Annotated in this window: 11 protein-coding genes and 3 pseudogenes; 1 reads left to right on the forward strand and 13 read right to left on the reverse strand. The window is 50.1% G+C overall.

The annotated features are described in order from the left end of the window. A pseudogene (locus D9734_RS22495) lies at positions 1 to 473 on the forward strand (HipA domain-containing protein); the annotation flags it as partial. A gap of 18 nt (positions 474 to 491) precedes the next feature. Here the strand turns inward: D9734_RS22495 and tssE are convergent. The 13 genes and pseudogenes from tssE to D9734_RS22565 form a co-directional block, all read right to left on the reverse strand. Beyond that, positions 492 to 926 carry a type VI secretion system baseplate subunit TssE gene (tssE, locus tag D9734_RS22500; protein ID WP_130210702.1) on the reverse strand — a complete coding sequence of 145 codons (435 nt, stop codon included), beginning with the start codon at positions 924 to 926 and terminating at the stop codon, positions 492 to 494. 7 nt (positions 927 to 933) lie between these two features. Further along, a complete protein-coding gene (locus tag D9734_RS22505; protein WP_130210704.1) occupies positions 934 to 1,233 on the reverse strand; it encodes a bacteriocin immunity protein in 300 nt (99 codons plus the stop codon). An 823-nt stretch (positions 1,234 to 2,056) separates the two neighbouring features. Then, positions 2,057 to 2,455, reverse strand: a complete 399-nt coding sequence (locus D9734_RS22515; protein WP_130210706.1) for a hypothetical protein — start codon at positions 2,453 to 2,455, stop codon at positions 2,057 to 2,059. Between the two features lie 678 nt (positions 2,456 to 3,133). After that, a complete protein-coding gene (locus tag D9734_RS22525; RefSeq protein ID WP_130210710.1) occupies positions 3,134 to 3,409 on the reverse strand; it encodes a bacteriocin immunity protein in 276 nt (91 codons plus the stop codon). Positions 3,410 to 3,412: 3 nt separating this feature from the next. After that, positions 3,413 to 4,714, reverse strand: coding sequence for an S-type pyocin domain-containing protein (locus tag D9734_RS23665; protein WP_346475856.1), 1,302 nt, complete (start codon positions 4,712 to 4,714; stop codon positions 3,413 to 3,415). Positions 4,715 to 4,741: 27 nt separating this feature from the next. Beyond that, positions 4,742 to 6,976 (reverse strand): annotated as a pseudogene (vgrG, locus tag D9734_RS23670) (type VI secretion system tip protein VgrG); the annotation flags it as partial. Between the two features lie 4 nt (positions 6,977 to 6,980). Next, positions 6,981 to 7,505 carry a type VI secretion system lipoprotein TssJ gene (gene tssJ, locus D9734_RS22535; RefSeq protein WP_130210714.1) on the reverse strand — a complete coding sequence of 175 codons (525 nt, stop codon included), beginning with the start codon at positions 7,503 to 7,505 and terminating at the stop codon, positions 6,981 to 6,983. A gap of 35 nt (positions 7,506 to 7,540) precedes the next feature. After that, a complete protein-coding gene (gene tssG, locus D9734_RS22540) occupies positions 7,541 to 8,623 on the reverse strand; it encodes a type VI secretion system baseplate subunit TssG (RefSeq protein WP_130210716.1) in 1,083 nt (360 codons plus the stop codon). Next, positions 8,587 to 10,356, reverse strand: a complete 1,770-nt coding sequence (gene tssF, locus D9734_RS22545; RefSeq protein ID WP_130210718.1) for a type VI secretion system baseplate subunit TssF — start codon at positions 10,354 to 10,356, stop codon at positions 8,587 to 8,589. The genes tssG and tssF overlap by 37 nt, the downstream gene beginning before the upstream one ends. 33 nt (positions 10,357 to 10,389) lie before the next feature. After that, positions 10,390 to 10,556: pseudogene (locus D9734_RS22550) on the reverse strand (type VI secretion system protein TssA); the annotation flags it as partial. Between the two features lie 130 nt (positions 10,557 to 10,686). Beyond that, the gene (locus tag D9734_RS22555) at positions 10,687 to 14,058 is read right to left on the reverse strand and encodes an ImcF-related family protein (protein ID WP_130210720.1); all 3,372 of its coding nucleotides are present in this window, start codon (positions 14,056 to 14,058) and stop codon (positions 10,687 to 10,689) included. Beyond that, a complete protein-coding gene (locus tag D9734_RS22560; RefSeq protein WP_130210722.1) occupies positions 14,051 to 15,259 on the reverse strand; it encodes a hypothetical protein in 1,209 nt (402 codons plus the stop codon). The genes D9734_RS22555 and D9734_RS22560 overlap by 8 nt, the downstream gene beginning before the upstream one ends. 2 nt (positions 15,260 to 15,261) lie before the next feature. Beyond that, complete coding sequence (locus D9734_RS22565; RefSeq protein ID WP_130210724.1) at positions 15,262 to 15,525, reverse strand: PAAR domain-containing protein; 264 nt, start codon at positions 15,523 to 15,525, stop codon at positions 15,262 to 15,264. Between the last annotated feature and the right edge of the window lie 899 nt (positions 15,526 to 16,424).

The following is a 16,424-nucleotide window of genomic DNA, read 5'->3' on the forward strand; positions in this document are numbered from 1 at the left end:
GAGGCGCTTCGCGATCGTTATGATTTTATGAAATTCCAGGTATTCCAGTGGTTGATTGGCGCGACGGACGGCCATGCGAAAAATTTCTCTGTGTTTATCTAGGCCGGCGGTAGTTATCGACTCACGCCATTTTACGACATCATTTCAGCATTTCCGGTATTGGGTGGCCCGGGAATACATATCAGCGATCTCAAACTGGCAATGGGGCTTAATGCATCCAAAGGCAGAAAACGGTAATCAATAAAATTTATCCGCGACATTTTTTGGCGACAGCAAAGGCACTGAAATTCCCGGAAGTGCAGATGCATGAAATCCTGAGTGACTTTGCCAGAATGATTCCCGCAGCACTGGATAACGTGAAGACTTCATTATCGGCAGATTTTCCGGAGAACGTGTTGACGGCAATTGAAACCAATGTGTTGAGGTTGCACGGTCGGTTAAGCCGAGAATATGGAAATGAGGGTATGAATTGATTAGATAAATTGATGTTTTTACAGATTTTGCTGCTGTTTCAAGTGTCTGATCATCACCTTTCCCTCTGGCATAAACTCGGTCCCATACCGTACAAGTCCGATACCTCTCAGTTCCGCATCTATGGCGTAACGCAGCTCCCCGGGCACTTGCTGTTCGAATAAAGTTACATTAAGGGACTGCAAACGTGGTTCATACTTGAGTAGAACACCGGCCAGCGTATCGATTAGCTCGTGGGCTGTTCCGGGCATGCCTTGCAGAATTTTGGTCATATCCGGCAAACCATAATCTGGTAGATGAGATATGGTCCCGGCCCGGGCGTTCAAGATACGCTGGATGTTATCCAGCACGGATAAAATGACCTGGTCTTCTTCGTTTACAACTTCAAGGGGAAGATCCCCTGTAAAGTTGCCAGTGAGAATTTCATATAACGATGGGGATTTTCTATTGGACATTTAGACCTCAAGAATCCGCTTCAGAGTCTTTAAAAAGTGGGAGGCCTTGAGATTTTCTCCACACCCTCACAATTTTGATAATATTATTGGGGTTCCCGTCTTCTGGTGATTCAGGATAGGCTATTAGGTCTCCTTGCTTAGGGTGCTCAGTAATAACTATGAAATGGTACATGAGCTTATCTAAGTAAGTATCTAATTCTTTCCCTTTTAGAAACTTATCTTTCCTTGTTGCTTTTCTAAATTCATGTAAGAATTCGAGAAATTCATTTTCAGTGTAATCATTAAACGTACGCATAAATTCAAACATATTTTTCTGTCTGTAATTATGGATTTAATAAAGTGTCATTTACTCTTGGAATTACATAGGGTTATAACGTTCTAGTTTAAATATCTTTGAAAATAGGAAGGCTTTGGGATATTCTCCAGTTTAAAACTGCCTCAATCAATCCTTCTGGAGTACATTTTGAATTATCCTTTGGGTGAAATATTAAATCGCTCTTTTCAGGATGCTCCGTGATTTTGTCAAAGTGATTCGATAATTTTGTCAAATAATCACTAAGAGATTCCCCCTTTGGCTTTGCTTTTCTTGAATTCTTAAAAAATTCATTCAAAAAAGCAAAAATTCTTGTTGTGTATATTCTGAAAATGAGTTTTTAAGTTCCATAAATTACCTTCTATTCATTTTGTGTGGTTTTATTAATCTTTAAAAAGAGCTAATCCATGGTTTTTTCTTGATTTTTTATTTCCTTAATTACGGATTCTGGATTGTCTTCTTCTGGGTGTTAGGGTAATATATAAAATCACTCGCAGTAACTGAGCCAACTAAGTAAATGATTTTATCCAAAAGCTTGTCCAAATAATTTTCTAATTCTGTATTGCTTAATGATTTTTTTGATACTTGCTCGGGATAGAATTCACTTACAATTTCGGTGAATTCGTTTTATGTATAATTGGAAATGTTTTCGCTCATCTCAGTTACATTTATCATTTCGTGTCTCCTATTTACCATAGTGAATAAATTTATGTTGAAATCGTGATGCCGATTTTACCATTCACACTGGTCTGCGCCAGACCGCATGGCATAAACCTCAGAGATCATCTTGGGCGAAAGTCATTTTGCGGGAATGATGTTAGTTATGGAGAAGTAGGAATTCCTTTAGCTCATTAGATAAATTTTTTTGCTCTACGTAATGTTTTTTCTTTTCCAGAGATAGCCTCCCCCAGAAAGGGTGCCAATATATACTCCACCATGCTTCTATATCGCCTTGTAGACTTCCGAATGTTTCTACATCCCGGTTAGGGAATACAGTGCTCGGTAGCGGTGGTTCTAAATATAAAGCGTAAATATTATCAATGAGGTTGTTGTCATTAGTTATTATATCTACTGCTGTTTGACCAAATTCTTTAAATTGATAATAGTGAAGAGTGCTGTTTTTGAGCGAATAAATAGCTTTATTGCTGGTTATCTTTTTGTTGAACCTTTCCTCGATCGTATCAACTAGCTTTGCTAAGTCATCGGATTTAATCATGAACCTGGTTGAGTATGCATATACCCCGCTCCCAACAAAAAAGAATGGTGGGTATCTTCTTTCTGAGTCTGGGATTGTGATAAAGGTATTTTCAGAATAGATATCCTGAAGGTTATTTTTTTTTTGCTAAATAAACGATCGAAATTAATTTTCATCAATATAATCCGCAACCAAGTCCGCTCCATAATATCCAGCGACTCCGAATATCATTCCCCAACAAGTCCATTTTTGTTACTAAATTAAGACCGTTACGCAGCAGTCATGATGATATTCTATTCATGATTCTTTGACCTAGAAGTCCTTAAATAATGGAAGCTCTTGATATTTTCTCCATTTAATTATTTCATTTAATGCACCTTCAGGCGAATCATTTTCAGGTGTGTCTGGGTAGTATATAAAGTCACTAACTTCTCCGGTCCCAACCAGTACAGTCAACATATCAAGGAGATTATCTAAATAAGTTTCTAGCTCGTTACCCTTAGGTGATGACGATGATCTATGTTCTGAGTAAAATTCATTCAAGATTTTCATGAATTTATTTTTAGTATAATCTTCCAATTTGTTTTTAACACACCTATTGTTAATCATAATCAGCTTTGCATTCCTCATAATGTGCAAGCAGAAATGTTTGGTTAGATTATCTCATCAGATAGCCATATTGAGTTCAGGTATTAATTCTTAACTATCTTTAAAAAGTGGAAGCCCTTGGGATTTTCTCCATCTTATTATTTCCCCGATCACCCCATCAGGGCTATCTTCACGGTCGTCTGGGGGATAGAATAACAATCCATTACCTTCAGGGTGATTTACAATTAGGTCAAAGTGCGCAACTAAATTATCTATATACTGCTGCCGCTCTTTTCCTTTTAATTTTTTTGGGTTCGTGAAAAATTCATTTAAAAAGGTTCTGAACTCATCCTCTGTATAATCCTCAAGCTTTGGCTTAAACTCCATAAATCACCTATTTTTCTTTGAGTGTAAATTAATATGATTTCTAACTGTGTTTACGCGCATGTTTTCAAAGTCATAAACAGCCCCACTATCAATAATACGTTCTATATGGTGTATTTCAAATCTTTTTCTTCCACCAACTTGTTCTGGCACTATGCTGAAAGGAGCATTCCCATCTCTTATTTCCATCTGGTTAACCCTTTTAAACTGACTCATCAATTCAGGACATTCTGCCACAGCAAGCCAAAACTCTTCTCTAAAATGGTCAAAGTTACGGAAGGGTTTTCCTCTAAGTTTATCAGCAACCTGCGCAGGTACAGGTGCCCCCAGACCAGAGCTCGCAGCCTCAAGCCATTTCTCTGAACCTGATAGCGTCTCCCCCTTCCCTGTTGCCACACCTGGCTCATCCCTCGCGGTTTTGAGATAAACATAAATCGGCTTAATCCCTGAATCCGCAGGGAACACCAGAATGTAATCGTTAAGATCGCGTTCTTCCGGCACCGGGAAAGGTGGTGTCGTGTATTCATCTTTACCGTCAGGAATTGGCGTGACGAGTATTGTTGCCTGGTCTATTGGCTTGATGTCGCTGCCGGTATGTGAGGGAAGGTCACTGCCCTCAGGTCTCTCTGGCGTCCAGGTAATCAGCGGACCATCGGCACCGTGAGCTGGAGTGAACTCATATTGATTATGCTCACTATTCCACACCATGTTTGCTGTGCGGACACCTTCATACGGGGTACCTTCACCCGTATGGACGCCATAGACCCGCATGTTGCCCTGTTCATCCTGGCGCCAGAAGAATCTCACCCGGGTTGTCGCTTTTGCCCCGGTGATGGCTTTCTGCCGCAGCTCTTCCTCGTACCAGAATTCATCCCGGCCAGGAACCCTGTCACTCCCCTCGCCCGCAGATGGAACGTAGAGTGCGGACATCATCGCTCCTACATACGGAATTCCCCGGGCCGCGCCCAATACGCCGGTCAGGGACCATTCTCCCCAGACCTGGGTCATCACGCCCGTAGCAGCCCCAAGAGCAAGTGGTGCAGCCGTTGCCTGAGCGCCCCCGGCGTCAGGCTTACGCTTTTTGGCTGACTGGGCATGCTGAACGACTTCATCATCTGCATGCTCATGCTGATGGCCATAACCGCAGCAGTCGTCCTCGACAGGCTGGGCAAAAATTGTCATCTGTCCAAAGTTATCAACGGGCTCTTCGGCAGTACCGGCATCCGTGCAGCCTTTCTCCTTCAGGCAGGATTTTGCATACACCGGCGTCACCCACGGGGTGAGCGTTTCGGGATTGAATTCTCTCATGGTCGCTGGAGGCGGTAAGGATAAGGCCTCCGGAGGTTTAGCACTGGCTGATGCCGCCATCGTCCTTTTCACCTTCCGTACATACGACGCTGTCGTACCATACTCGACCTTCCCGGCCTCAAGCTTCAGATAACTGCCACCACCAATCAGCGTGATACGTTTTTTTCCGGCAAAGGAGATGTCACTCGCTGAGCTCAGCGTCAGCTTCTTCTCAGCGAACAACCGCATACTGGCGTTTTGCGCCTGGACATCTATTGGCCCTTCCCCGGATTTCAGGCTCAGTTGACCGGTGCGGGCAAAGAGCCCCAGCTTCTCCCCGGTCAAAGCGGTCGCATTGCCCATCACTCCAGCACTGAAGTCTTCTCCGGCGTTAAGCGCAAGGTTCCGGCCCGCGGCCAGCTGCATATCTTCTCCACTGGTCAGTGCCATGCCTTCCGGCGCCGAGAAAAGCACCGCTTCATTGAGCGGTTTCAGCCGCTGCTCAAACATCTGTATCTGGCTGTCGACATCCCCCTTCAGCGCCAGGGCCTTTTCTGCGGCCATTTCCAGTTGTTGCAGTTGCTGATTAAGCCTGTCGATTTCCTTCAATGCAGCATCCATGTCCAGAGCATCACCCTGCGCTTTCGCCTGGACATCCGCAGCGACAAAGAGTCCCTTTCCTGCTCTCAGGACTCCCCACTCATCGGTGCGCAGCTCTGTGCCTTTACCGCGAAGTTGTCCTTTGCTGTTCACCAGGTGCCCGTTGTTGAGCTGCGTTTTACCGTATTCCGTGGCGAGTTTGATGTGCTCCTCACCACGCTTGTCTTCCATCCGCAATTTTGAGTTGGCCGGTGTCCGGAGGATGTTCCGGGTATGATTGTCCCGGTTCACAAGATCGGGATGTTCGGAGTCGTGTAGTGCACAGGCGATGTACGGCAGATCAATATCGCCATTGCTGTACGCAATCGCCACTTCGGTGCCATCGATGAGCGGCGTATGCCAGCCCAGCGTTTCACCGGCATAAGGCTTCGCCATCCGCAGCCAAAGGTAGCCGTAACCGGGTTCCGTCCCCTCCCGGTCGAAGTCCTGCTTCACCCGATAGCGCCCCTGCTCATCCAGATGTGCGTAGGTATCATTTTTTTCGCGACTTTCGATCCGTGCCGGAAGCGTACCCGCGATGACCGGACGCGGGATCTCTGCCGGACGGAAGCAGTAACGTTCGGTGTAAGGCTGGCCCCAGACCGACACATGCAGACGGGAATCACGGGCGCCCCGGAAGGTCACCAGCGTAAGGATGACGCCCTCTTGCAGGGCCGTAATGACATCGCCCTGCGGCTCCAGCACCTGCCCGGGTGTGAGGTGTGCAGCATTGCTGAACAGGTGAATACGGGCCGACCTGTTGAGCTCCCGCTCGTGGTGAAGTCGGGCCCAGAACGCGCCAGATTCGGTTTCCGGCTCCGGGCTGGCATCGTCTCCCGCTTCACGATAAGGGGCTGCGTAGCGGTAATGCTCCCCGGTGGTGACCACATCATTACGCACGCTGACCGCCGCATTCATCGGCATGGTGGCTGTCCGGTAGTTGTAATCACGCGTGGTGACAGTGCCGGTGGCAATGTTGTGCCAGGTCCGCACATCCCAGACCGATTCTGCCACACTGTCGAACAACCCCGACGGCTCGCTGTAGGGCAACTGCACATCAAACTGATAGTTAAGCTGGCTGTCGGCCAGTATGTAAGTATCCAGACCGCGCACGTCGTCCATCTCCGTACGCCAGTAAATACCCACCTCAGACAGAATGCGCTGAATGAACTGCAAATCCGTTTCCCGCCACTGAGTGATAATTTCACGTGGTGGGTAGGTGCGCTCCAGTCTGAATTCAAAATCGGGACCTTCCAGACCGTGTTTACGCAGCACCTGCTCAACCACCTCAGGAACAGACTGGTTCTGATAGACCACGCACTGTCGGGTATATCCCAGGAGCGCCAGGCGCGAACTGATCGTAAGCCGGTAGTGAGACTGGTCCTTTGAGGTGGAAAGCCATTCCAGGCGGGTCACCATGCCGTGCACACTTTTACCGCTCCGCATCCGGAAAGAGGCATATTTCATCAGCACCTCTTCCGGGGGGATATTCGCCTGAAGCGTTGTGAACTCGATGTCCCAGCTGAAGGGTTCGCTCAGTGCTTCCCTGCCGTAAAAGCGCAGAACATCCGGCTTCACTGAGCTGTCAAAAATATCCAGAAAATATCGGGTCTGTCCGTCAAAAAGCGCTAACCAGTTATCCATCACGTCACTCCTTCACCGGCACGAGGCTGAGCCAGCCATCACCCAGTTCAATCGTGCGGGGGTTGTCCGGGTCCAGATCGTCACGGGTCAGCACCAGGCGCCAGCGGTTGTCCTTCTGATCCGGGCGGTTAAATAATCCCACCACCGCCACGAACTGAGCGTCTTCATCCATGGGCATATTGAGTGTCATGCTGCCTTCTGGCATCACCAGCAGCTCTTTAGACGCCAGTACGTCGTCTTTAAGTACCGTATCGGCATTGCGCAGCAGTGTCTGGTAATCGGCGGCATCAACCGCTTTACGATCCCTGAGCTGATAAACTCTCACCATCGTTGCCAGCGGTGTCTGTGCGCCATCAGCGTTAATGGCCGTACGCGGGGTAAAATCCAGATGCAGCGTTTTGATTTTCTTGTAGAAGATGGATTTCGTGATGCTGACCGTACCGTCCGTGACAGTCTGAGTCAGACCGCAGCCAGCGAGCAGGCTACAGGCAATAAGCGTCAGCGCCCACCAACGGGTTACTGTTGCCATTCAAAAGTTCCTTTATTGAGAGTGGGAGTACGTGATTATTCGAAGCGGTAGTGCCCGTCTTCAGCGGACGGTAGCGCAGAACATTGCAACCCTTCATAGCAGCCCAGACTGACGGTCAGACTTCCCCGACTATTGCTGAGCTTGCCTGCTTTCAGGCCCAGCAAGCCGGTGCGGCCCAGCTGGATACGTCTGCCTTTGCCAAGGCGTGGCTCAGGCAACAATCGTACGGGTACGGTGAGGCGCAGTCGGGCGTCACTGCGGTAGCCGAGATAAACGCGCAGCAGGACCAGTAAATCGGTATGGAGGAAACCACCTGGTAACCACCCTTCGGCTTCCTCCGGATCTTCTGTCTCCAGCGTCACCAGTACCCGACTGCATGCTTCCTTTGCCGTTTTACCCAGCGTGGCTCGCTGAGAAAGACAGATGCGGTTCCCGGTACCCAACCCGCTACGGTTATCGATATGGACCTTAACCGGATCGGGCTCGGTGATAATTGCCCGGGTATTCGGTGCCAGTAGGCTTACCAGGGCCCGAATGCCTTCTGCATTGCGGGTGGGTAATCGCATGGTACCCAGCAAGGCCAGAAAGCGTGAAACCGGCGTTGCCACCTGTTCAGCGGTGCCCGGTATACCAAGGCCGACCAGCCCCAGCAGACACTGAGATGTGGCATCGCGGCCACCTGCCTCGAAGGTGGCCGGCCAGGCGTATTTCCGCCAGATCCGATAATACTGGGTGGTGATACGGTGGCTGAAAATATCCAGAAACGAGGTAACTGCCTCGTGCCCTTCGCGGCGCTGCGCAATGTCGTCCAGCCAGGACGTCGGCAGAGGGGAGTCCACGCCATATATCCCCAAAAATGTCGTACGGACCGTTGGGGGTAATTCCGGGTGGTCTTCGTCAGTCTCCACCGCTTTGAGGGTACTGACCGGGAAACCCATACCAGGCCAGGGCCTGAAGCGGACCGGATCGTTGGCTGGATGGCTGGAGGCGCCCAGTTTCGGCGCGTCCGGATTTTCCTGCTCCAGCAGCTGGCAGAAACGATAAAAATTGGCCCGCCAGATATCTTTGCTCAGGACTAGTGTTAGCCCGGGACGTACTGGCTGTGATTCTCGCGCCATCTCAGTCGTTTTCCTGTCGGTTGCAGCACCAGCGTAAGCTGGTTGAAGAGGTGAATATCAGCGTAGCGCGCGAAGAACCGGTGCAGCATTTCGCCGAAGAGATTCACATCCCCCTCGCCTGCAAAATTATCCATGTTCAGCGTGACCTCTATGTCTACTCCCCGGAGCATAAAGCCCTTCTCAAAACGGCGGAGCAGGGTGTGCTTCACGGCGACGATAGCTTCAAGCCGACGTCGGTTCATTTCATCATCGGTCCAGTCGTACAGCGCCAGCGTTCCCCGCAGGACTTCCGGATTGTCCATCATGCTGAGGAAGTTTGAGCCGAGGTGGCTCATCACCCGCCAGTGAAAACGGTCGTTTGCAGGGGGATACAGCGGTATCGTCGGTGCGGTGACGTTCAGTACCCTGACGGGCACTTTGCCGGTTTTTGCCACCCTGTCCAGGAGCGTACTTTCCAGCGCTGTGCGCGGAAGCTGCCCGTTGGTACCGGTTATTCGCATCGAAAGGGATTCTGGTTTATCGGACAGCTGCTCCAGCTCGAACGAACGCCCCCCGAGAATCAACCAGGTGTCATACAGGCCAGAGGGGCCGCGTTTCACGCGGGTGTGGTAATAACGTTCAGGGGCATCGTGGCGCATCATACCGCCCCGGTGCCGGAAGCTGGTGAACGGTACATAGGGGTGTTTGCCATTCTTTACCGCGCCATGGATATCATCGACGCTGTAAATCTCGGTGTGACCATCCTGAAGACGCAACGGCCTGAGCAGGTATTCGTTATCCAGCGGGTTAAGCGTCAGCGGATCGGCCTCCAGGGTGAAGAGGTTGATGACCGGTGCACAGTGCAGCCGGAAGTTTTCCGTTTCAAAAGGCAGATCGGATGACCAGGCTTCACTGAGCACGATGTCGATTTCAAACCAGGAGCTGGCTTCAGTTAGCCCGATGGTGTCGAGGCCACGCAGTTCAACAAACATAAATTTCGGTCGGAAGCTGAAATACTCCAGCAGCAGCTGGTAACCACTGAAGGCAGTATCGGCTTTCTTCCACAGGCCGTCATTGTCGTCAAAGCCCATGGGTTTGCACCAGCCATCAAACTGATGACGTTCGGTGTATGTCCCTGAATGGCGGGCGTACATGGCGTGAACGCGACGGGTCAATGCCAGGTGGAGTGCTGAACTGATCGGACTCTCTGCGTTGAGGAATATGGCGACTTTGTCGATCCCGGCTTTGCTCCAGTCCACTTTTTCAGGGCATTCGAAGCGCAAACGGATAGCAGAGCGGCCATCGGTTTCAGTATGAAGGCGGGCATCCGCAAGATGCAGTGGTTGCAGAGGAACATCGCGAGTCGTCCGGTACTGGCAGGCGGTTTTATGCGGCCCGACAGGGCGTGATTGTACGGAGAAACCTTCGGCAAGAAGTTCAGCCTGACGAAGGCCACGCCAGTCAGGAGAGAATTCGACGATAGCCAGCGACGGGATGGTCCGCATATAGTGTGGCCACAGCAGACTCACCAGCCCTTCGGTCAGTTCCGGCAGGTCATCATCCAGCTTCTGACGCAAACGGCCCATCAGGAAGGCAAAACCTTCAAACAGGCGCTCTACATAAGGATCGCGGGCGCCGGGTTTATCCAGATTAAGCATCGCTGCCCGATCCGGATGGGCACGGGCGAACTCTTTGCCCGCCTCACGCAGATAGCGCATCTCTGCTTCGTAATAGCGAAGGGTTAAATCATCCATGCATGGTATTCCTGAAAATTATTAAAGAGAATATTAGCCACAGAGCACCATGGCACTGGCCGGGTCAATGGCGATCAGACCCACCAACGGGCTTTATCAGATTCACTGTGACCGGCTTTCATTCGTAGCAGCTTCAGGCGTTGGGCCAGGACTTCAAACAACAGAGCGGGCTCCGAGTCTTCCAGCGTCAGCACTGGCGAAACGTCATCTACCGGCATGGGGCAAGTGAATCGGTTTCCCGCCACTTATCAACCTGACTGAATACACCTGAAGACCAGCCATCTACCTGTTTAGCAAAGGCCAGCACAGGATGAATGCCTCTGTTCATATTTACTCAACACCTTCAGTGCCAGCAGCAACGTTAAAAATGGACGCGGGCAGCGTAAATCCCTGTAGCTTTAGTAAGGCTAGCGGACCGTCGCCCAGCTCGCTGCGCATGATGAACTTCAGAGGATTGCCATCGGCGGTGATCCACACCAGTTGTGTACGGCTGGCATCGAGTGGAGTGATCAGGGCTTTGTCCAGCAGGCGAATGAAGCCCCAGTTACCCTGGTTACTGGCGAAGAGTTGCATACCGCTGTTTACACTACGCCAGATGAGCGACACACCTGGATAGTAAGTATTCCCCGGCCAGGTGAAGCTCTGCCAGCTTTCCATCTGATTGAAGTAATCCAGGTTCTGCTCATCGAGGGTAAGCTGCACTCTGGCAACATCCCGTGAAGGACGCGCCATCAGTTCGAAGTGAACACTCGCATCGCCCTGAGAGAACATGATATCTGACAGTTCCGCCAGCTGATTAATCGCCCGGAGAAAATCCGGACTCACAACCATCCCCTGACTTGCGGAAGGATCAACGACCCAGCGATTCCCTTCCTGGCGGAGGATCCCGCCGAGATTAGTTTTCAGGAAGGTAGTGATTCGACCCGAGTCGCTACGCAGGAACTGAGCCAGTAGCGGCAGGGAGGCATCGCTGCCGGTGGCTTTAAACGGGTACCGTCCCGCAAAGGCCTTATTCCACTGATCGACAATGGTTGTCTGCCAGCGGACATTGAGGCTACCCGCAGCCGGGGCAATTACCTGCCGCCAGGCCAGATCAAGCGGTTGCACAAATAACGACTGGCCAAATCCATTCCACCCCTGCCCCAGACTCGCCGCAACCAGACTGCCGTAGTCGCGGGTATCGGTCAGATCGATGGCTTTGCCCTGGAATACTGTCTGGGCCAGCATCTGCGACATAGCCTGCGGATCCGGGGCGCTGGTGACTTGCTGAAGCTTCAGCCGCACCTGAGTTACGCGGGCCAGCCAGGACTGGAAACTGAGGTTACCGTTGGCACCGGTACCCTCTTTACCTTCCATAAGCCCCATCAGCGGTCCAAACACGCCATCAAGCGGACCTTTAGGGCCCTGTGCCTGTTCAATAAACTGTCTGGCATTTTTTTTCTGACCGATCAGCTTTTTCGCTGAGTCCACGATTGAATCAGCCAGAGCCTCACCTTTCTGCCCTGTTTTCCCCTGCCAGGCCAGCGTGTTCATCAGTGCCACTAGCGGGGACTGGCGGACATCGCCGATCAGACTGAGCTGGGCAATCGCCTCAGACAGTGACGTGGCTTCCTGCCACTGTATGCTGTTGACCATGTTGAGCCAGGCGTTACCAAAATCGGTGAAATAGCGTTCAGTCAGGCGGGCCTTCAGCGCCTCCGGGGAGATATCGCTCCCTGTCTGATGGGTCTTGTCCGACAGTACCCAGTCAATTTCATCGCGGCGGGTTTTCACGACCTCATCAATCGCATCCTGTACCTGCTCTTCCCAGGCCTGACGCGTAAACATTCCAGGAACGACTTCATCAGTGCTGAATACCGTTGAGGCATCGGTGTCGCCAGTCATATCAGCAAGCGTTAAATCAGGCCAGTTGCTGGCCACGCGCTTAAGCATCTCCTGATATAACCCGGACTCAGCGTTCCGCTGGCCAATTTGCTTAAGCAGAATTTGACGGACTGTGCTGATTAATTGGGCATCAGGCTTAATTTTCCATTCCGGATGAGCCGGGAGGTTTTGCGCATAAAAACCCAGCAGTTTCGGTGCGATGTTCTGCCATATGCCATCCGGCACATTCTGGCGTTTCGGTAAGGCTTTCAGCGCGTTTTTTGCCAGCCAGCCGGCGTCCGCTTTGTCCGGACGCGCCAGCATCAGATAACTTTTGAGTATGTCATATGTATGCTGTGTGCCCTGCGTACGGGCATCACTGGCAGGAGGTAGTTGCACAAAGGCATTCAGCTGCTGCCTGAGACTGTCTGCTGTAGCATCCCTCATTAGCTGTGCGTTATTTTTCGCATACAGCGGCCAGAGTGCGGCCAGCGTGTCGCTGTCCTGATTAAGACCAAATCGTGTGTACCATGGCGCGCCGGTCGTCTCACGATGTTGCAGACGGGCAATGGCCTGCTGGAGTACGAGCTGATTGTGCAGACGTTCAGCCAGTGATTTTGCAGTATCCGCTGCCTGTCTTGCCGTTTCCTGCGCCTGATAAATCTGAGTACGGTTAACGATCAGAGACAGCAGTGTAGCGGCCCCCCACAGGACAATCAGGGAAAGCAGAATTAACCGCAGCATCTTCAGCCAGTCGAAGCCCAGCTTCCTGCCGCTGACGGCATCACAGTCATCAATGACGGCTTTCCAGGTCAGTGTGTCGGGGCGTGTGTTTGGGACCGAACCGACAACGGCCACTTCAGGACTGAACATGACACCGCGTAAACGCCAGACCGCAGATCCCTGCATCAGCCCGCCGAGCAAAACATCCAGACTGGCTTTCAGCTCCTGCCGCAGTTGGAGGGATAACTGAAGCAGACCGAAATCAGCCGGATTATTCAGTATCTGTGCCATACCTGCTTTTTGCAGATGCAGTGCCAATGTAGAAAACCCTTCACCCGCGTCTTTCACGGTGCCATCAGGCCCGAATATGACCCCTGTCGCAGCAGTTTCCGCGCCCTGCTGAGCATCGGTGGCGTTGTCAGTCAGCCACAGCCAGACAGGCACCTGCCAGCCCAACTGATGGTCGGCTTTCTGACGGTAACGCAGGAGGGCATCCCGTTCGCCATCCGTTGGAAGGGCTGAAATACTCATCACCTGAATGATGCCATCAACCGGTTGCCCGGATCGCAGGCGCTTCAGTTTTGAAAGGAAGATCTCGTCCGGAAGTGACTGCGCGTCACCGCCATAAATCAGCACATTGCCGTCGCCTTCCTGCCAGAGGTCATTACACAGGCCCGGGGCAGCTTTGTGAACGTCGTCCTGGTTGCCCATCACCAGAAGGAGTCGCACTCTACGCTTCCAGCGACGTCCATAGCGAAAGCGCAGGTGTTCGGATACGGCGTCTTCGCTGAAGACCGGTTCATCGTCGTCTTCTTCACCGGGAATGGTGCTCATTACCGGAGTGACGCTCTCAGCCTTTTTCCGTCCCCACTGGAAATACAACCCAGATTTACCGGCGAGGTCGAAAGCCTTCTCCGTCAGCCAGCCGAGTAAAAACAACGTGGCAACCAGTATGGCGCAGAATGTGAGTATCCGTTGGCCGTCATACGGACCGAAGCCGGTGGCCGAAGCTACGTTTTCCGGAAAGGCATAAAACAGAAATGCCACGATGGCTGTCAGGAAAAAGGCGACAGTTACAACGGAGCCGATGAGAGTTTTTACTTTTACCTTAGACATTCTTGGGCGATTCCTTGCGAACTTCTTCTTTGGTGATGACAGCGATCCAGACGTCGTCTTTGTCAGCGGTGGGTTGGGCGGCGATAACCTGCGGGCCATTATCTCTGCATGCCACTGAGGCAAGAATAACAGCGAGCCAGGGGGCGGCGCGGCTGGCATATCCCAGAACGGAATCAATTCCATGATTGTCTTTTGACAAGCTGAATGTTACCCCGTTATCTTCACAAGCCATATTCCATCCACTTCCGCCTGAAAGGACTGGACCTGTATACCAGGCCGTTTTTAGTGCCTCAGGGGCTGTTGCGGCCCATAACAGCGCCCTGTCCAGCGTTTTTACAAGCTGGACTTCCTTACCCTTTTCTGGGCGATGAAGGCATACTGCATCTGGATAGCCAGCAGCCTTACGGTTGCTGAACACCACAAGAGTAATGGCATCGGCGTCACCTTCATCAGGTTGCGCGGGCAATGAAAACGTCACCTCTGCAAGAATGCCTGGAGTGTTCCAGCGCTGATCAAGCCAGGCATCAAATCCCGCCAGACCTTTGCCTGCGAGGACTCTGAAAACTCTCCCGGTTCTGGCCGTGAGTTCATTTCTGAAGTGCTCCTCCAGTCCGGGACGGATATCATCGTCACAGTCCAGCATCAGGCAGCAAGGAATATCCTGCGAAAGGATGTCGGTAATTTTTTGTACATGGGCGACGAGTGTTGACGTTACAGAGATGAGTTCTGTATCCAGAGCTGTCTGAAAACTGGGTAAGGCTGCATACCTGACAGCAGATTTGGAACCACGTGGCGTGGAGGTCTCTGAAGCTGGAACAGTATGATTAACAGCTTTAACCAGTGCAGCGGGAGTATTTCCTGAAAAGTGTTGAACATAGGTATCGAGTATCCAGCCACAGCGCTGACCACGACAAGTTTCGCTATCAATAAGCGCTTCGCGTTCCGCATTCCTGGACTCAGCCCCTACCTGCTCTACTTTATATGCAAACCTGCGCAGGGAGAAAAGAAGCCCCCAGAGACAGAAAGGCAATCCCAGTGCAGTAAACCAGAAAATAAAGCCAGTGCGTTCTGCCGTCCAGTTCCAGAGCGTTAACGCAATTCCTCCTGACATGACAAATGCCAGGAACAGCAGCCATCGGCGGGTATCAGGTCGTGGAACCTTCGACGCCTTTTCAGGGATAGCATCCAGCAGGACTGGCATACTCAGGCAACCTTTGCAGAAGCAAAAGAGCTGATCAATGTACAGCCACAACCACATTTATGGCCGTGAAAGGCGACCGGGATCCCGTTATCAAGATAATCAGGATTACCTTCGATGATGGTTGTCGGACCATGTAGAGGTATCGGGCAGAAAACCATATCACCTTTACGCGCCACGCCAATCCCACCAAATATCATGGTGTCAGAACAGGTCATGACTGAACCGCCGTGAGTGGTTTTGTCGCCTTTTCGAATAATTTGCAACATTTGTATCTCCATTAATTTATTGTTTACAGGGCGGAATAAATTAATATTTATTATTCAAGTGTTTCAGCGTTGATCCAGAATATAAGAGGTAAACCTTTGGTATTGATATAACCAATATTTACCCATTTATTATCTTGTGAAATCCGTATAACCCTTACCTTATCTCCGGAAACAAGCTAAGCACTGGTCTTATTATTACGCGAAAAATAAAATAAATTTTATTTATTTTTTGCTTTGACTTTCATGAAAATTCCGCTCGGATATTCAGAAATGGTTTTTAATGCAATTTCTTTCGCCTTTTTGTTTTTCTTTGATATATATCCTATTTTCCTTAGATGGTAAGACGCACTGAAGCATGTAAGCCATTCCAGAACTGACTAATATTTCTTTTCCTCCGTCCTGGTATATCCATATACCTCTCCATCCCAGTCGCTAACCTGACACCTGGCTATCTTATTCACCAATTTAACAATCAATGCATTAACATTAAATTTAAAACTCTTCGATGAGTTAAAATGAAATTTATTTTTGTTGGGGGGCTTATGGAAAATTAAATCTTTCCTCATTCATGTAAGGAATATCAAGTATATATTACTTATAATACTATCGTGTCTAAATGAACTCGGTAAGCAATCACTGGATTGAATAATCCTTCCATTTTTCTTGATATCAAACGATATTGTATATTTATTTTTTTCAGAACCTTCGATTACATTAATGACATAATTGTATTTGCCGCGCTTGAAGCCATAATAAGTAATTCTCATTTTGCTATCTTTGGTGTGCCTCAGGTTATTCCTTTCATTAAAAACCACTTTTAACTCTGTTTTACCATTCTTTTCAAAACTATAATTAATTTCTTTTGTAATATTATCAATGAAGAATGAAGCTTCTTTACC

Source organism: Escherichia sp. E14S1 (assembly GCF_004211995.1).
Taxonomy (GTDB): Bacteria; Pseudomonadota; Gammaproteobacteria; order Enterobacterales; family Enterobacteriaceae; genus Escherichia.

Bases quoted from the DNA above. Each gene is read 5' to 3' on its own strand.
- tssE (WP_130210702.1), bottom strand. From the start codon at position 926: ATGTCCAATAGAAAATCCCCATCGTTATATGAAATTCTCACTGGCAAC.
- D9734_RS22505 (WP_130210704.1), bottom strand. From the start codon at position 1,233: ATGTTTGAATTTATGCGTACGTTTAATGATTACACTGAAAATGAATTT.
- D9734_RS22515 (WP_130210706.1), bottom strand. From the start codon at position 2,455: ATGATTAAATCCGATGACTTAGCAAAGCTAGTTGATACGATCGAGGAA.
- D9734_RS22525 (WP_130210710.1), bottom strand. From the start codon at position 3,409: ATGGAGTTTAAGCCAAAGCTTGAGGATTATACAGAGGATGAGTTCAGA.
- D9734_RS23665 (WP_346475856.1), bottom strand. From the start codon at position 4,714: ATGAGAGAATTCAATCCCGAAACGCTCACCCCGTGGGTGACGCCGGTG.
- tssJ (WP_130210714.1), bottom strand. From the start codon at position 7,505: ATGGCAACAGTAACCCGTTGGTGGGCGCTGACGCTTATTGCCTGTAGC.
- tssG (WP_130210716.1), bottom strand. From the start codon at position 8,623: ATGGCGCGAGAATCACAGCCAGTACGTCCCGGGCTAACACTAGTCCTG.
- tssF (WP_130210718.1), bottom strand. From the start codon at position 10,356: ATGGATGATTTAACCCTTCGCTATTACGAAGCAGAGATGCGCTATCTG.
- D9734_RS22555 (WP_130210720.1), bottom strand. From the start codon at position 14,058: ATGTCTAAGGTAAAAGTAAAAACTCTCATCGGCTCCGTTGTAACTGTC.
- D9734_RS22560 (WP_130210722.1), bottom strand. From the start codon at position 15,259: ATGCCAGTCCTGCTGGATGCTATCCCTGAAAAGGCGTCGAAGGTTCCA.
- D9734_RS22565 (WP_130210724.1), bottom strand. From the start codon at position 15,525: ATGTTGCAAATTATTCGAAAAGGCGACAAAACCACTCACGGCGGTTCA.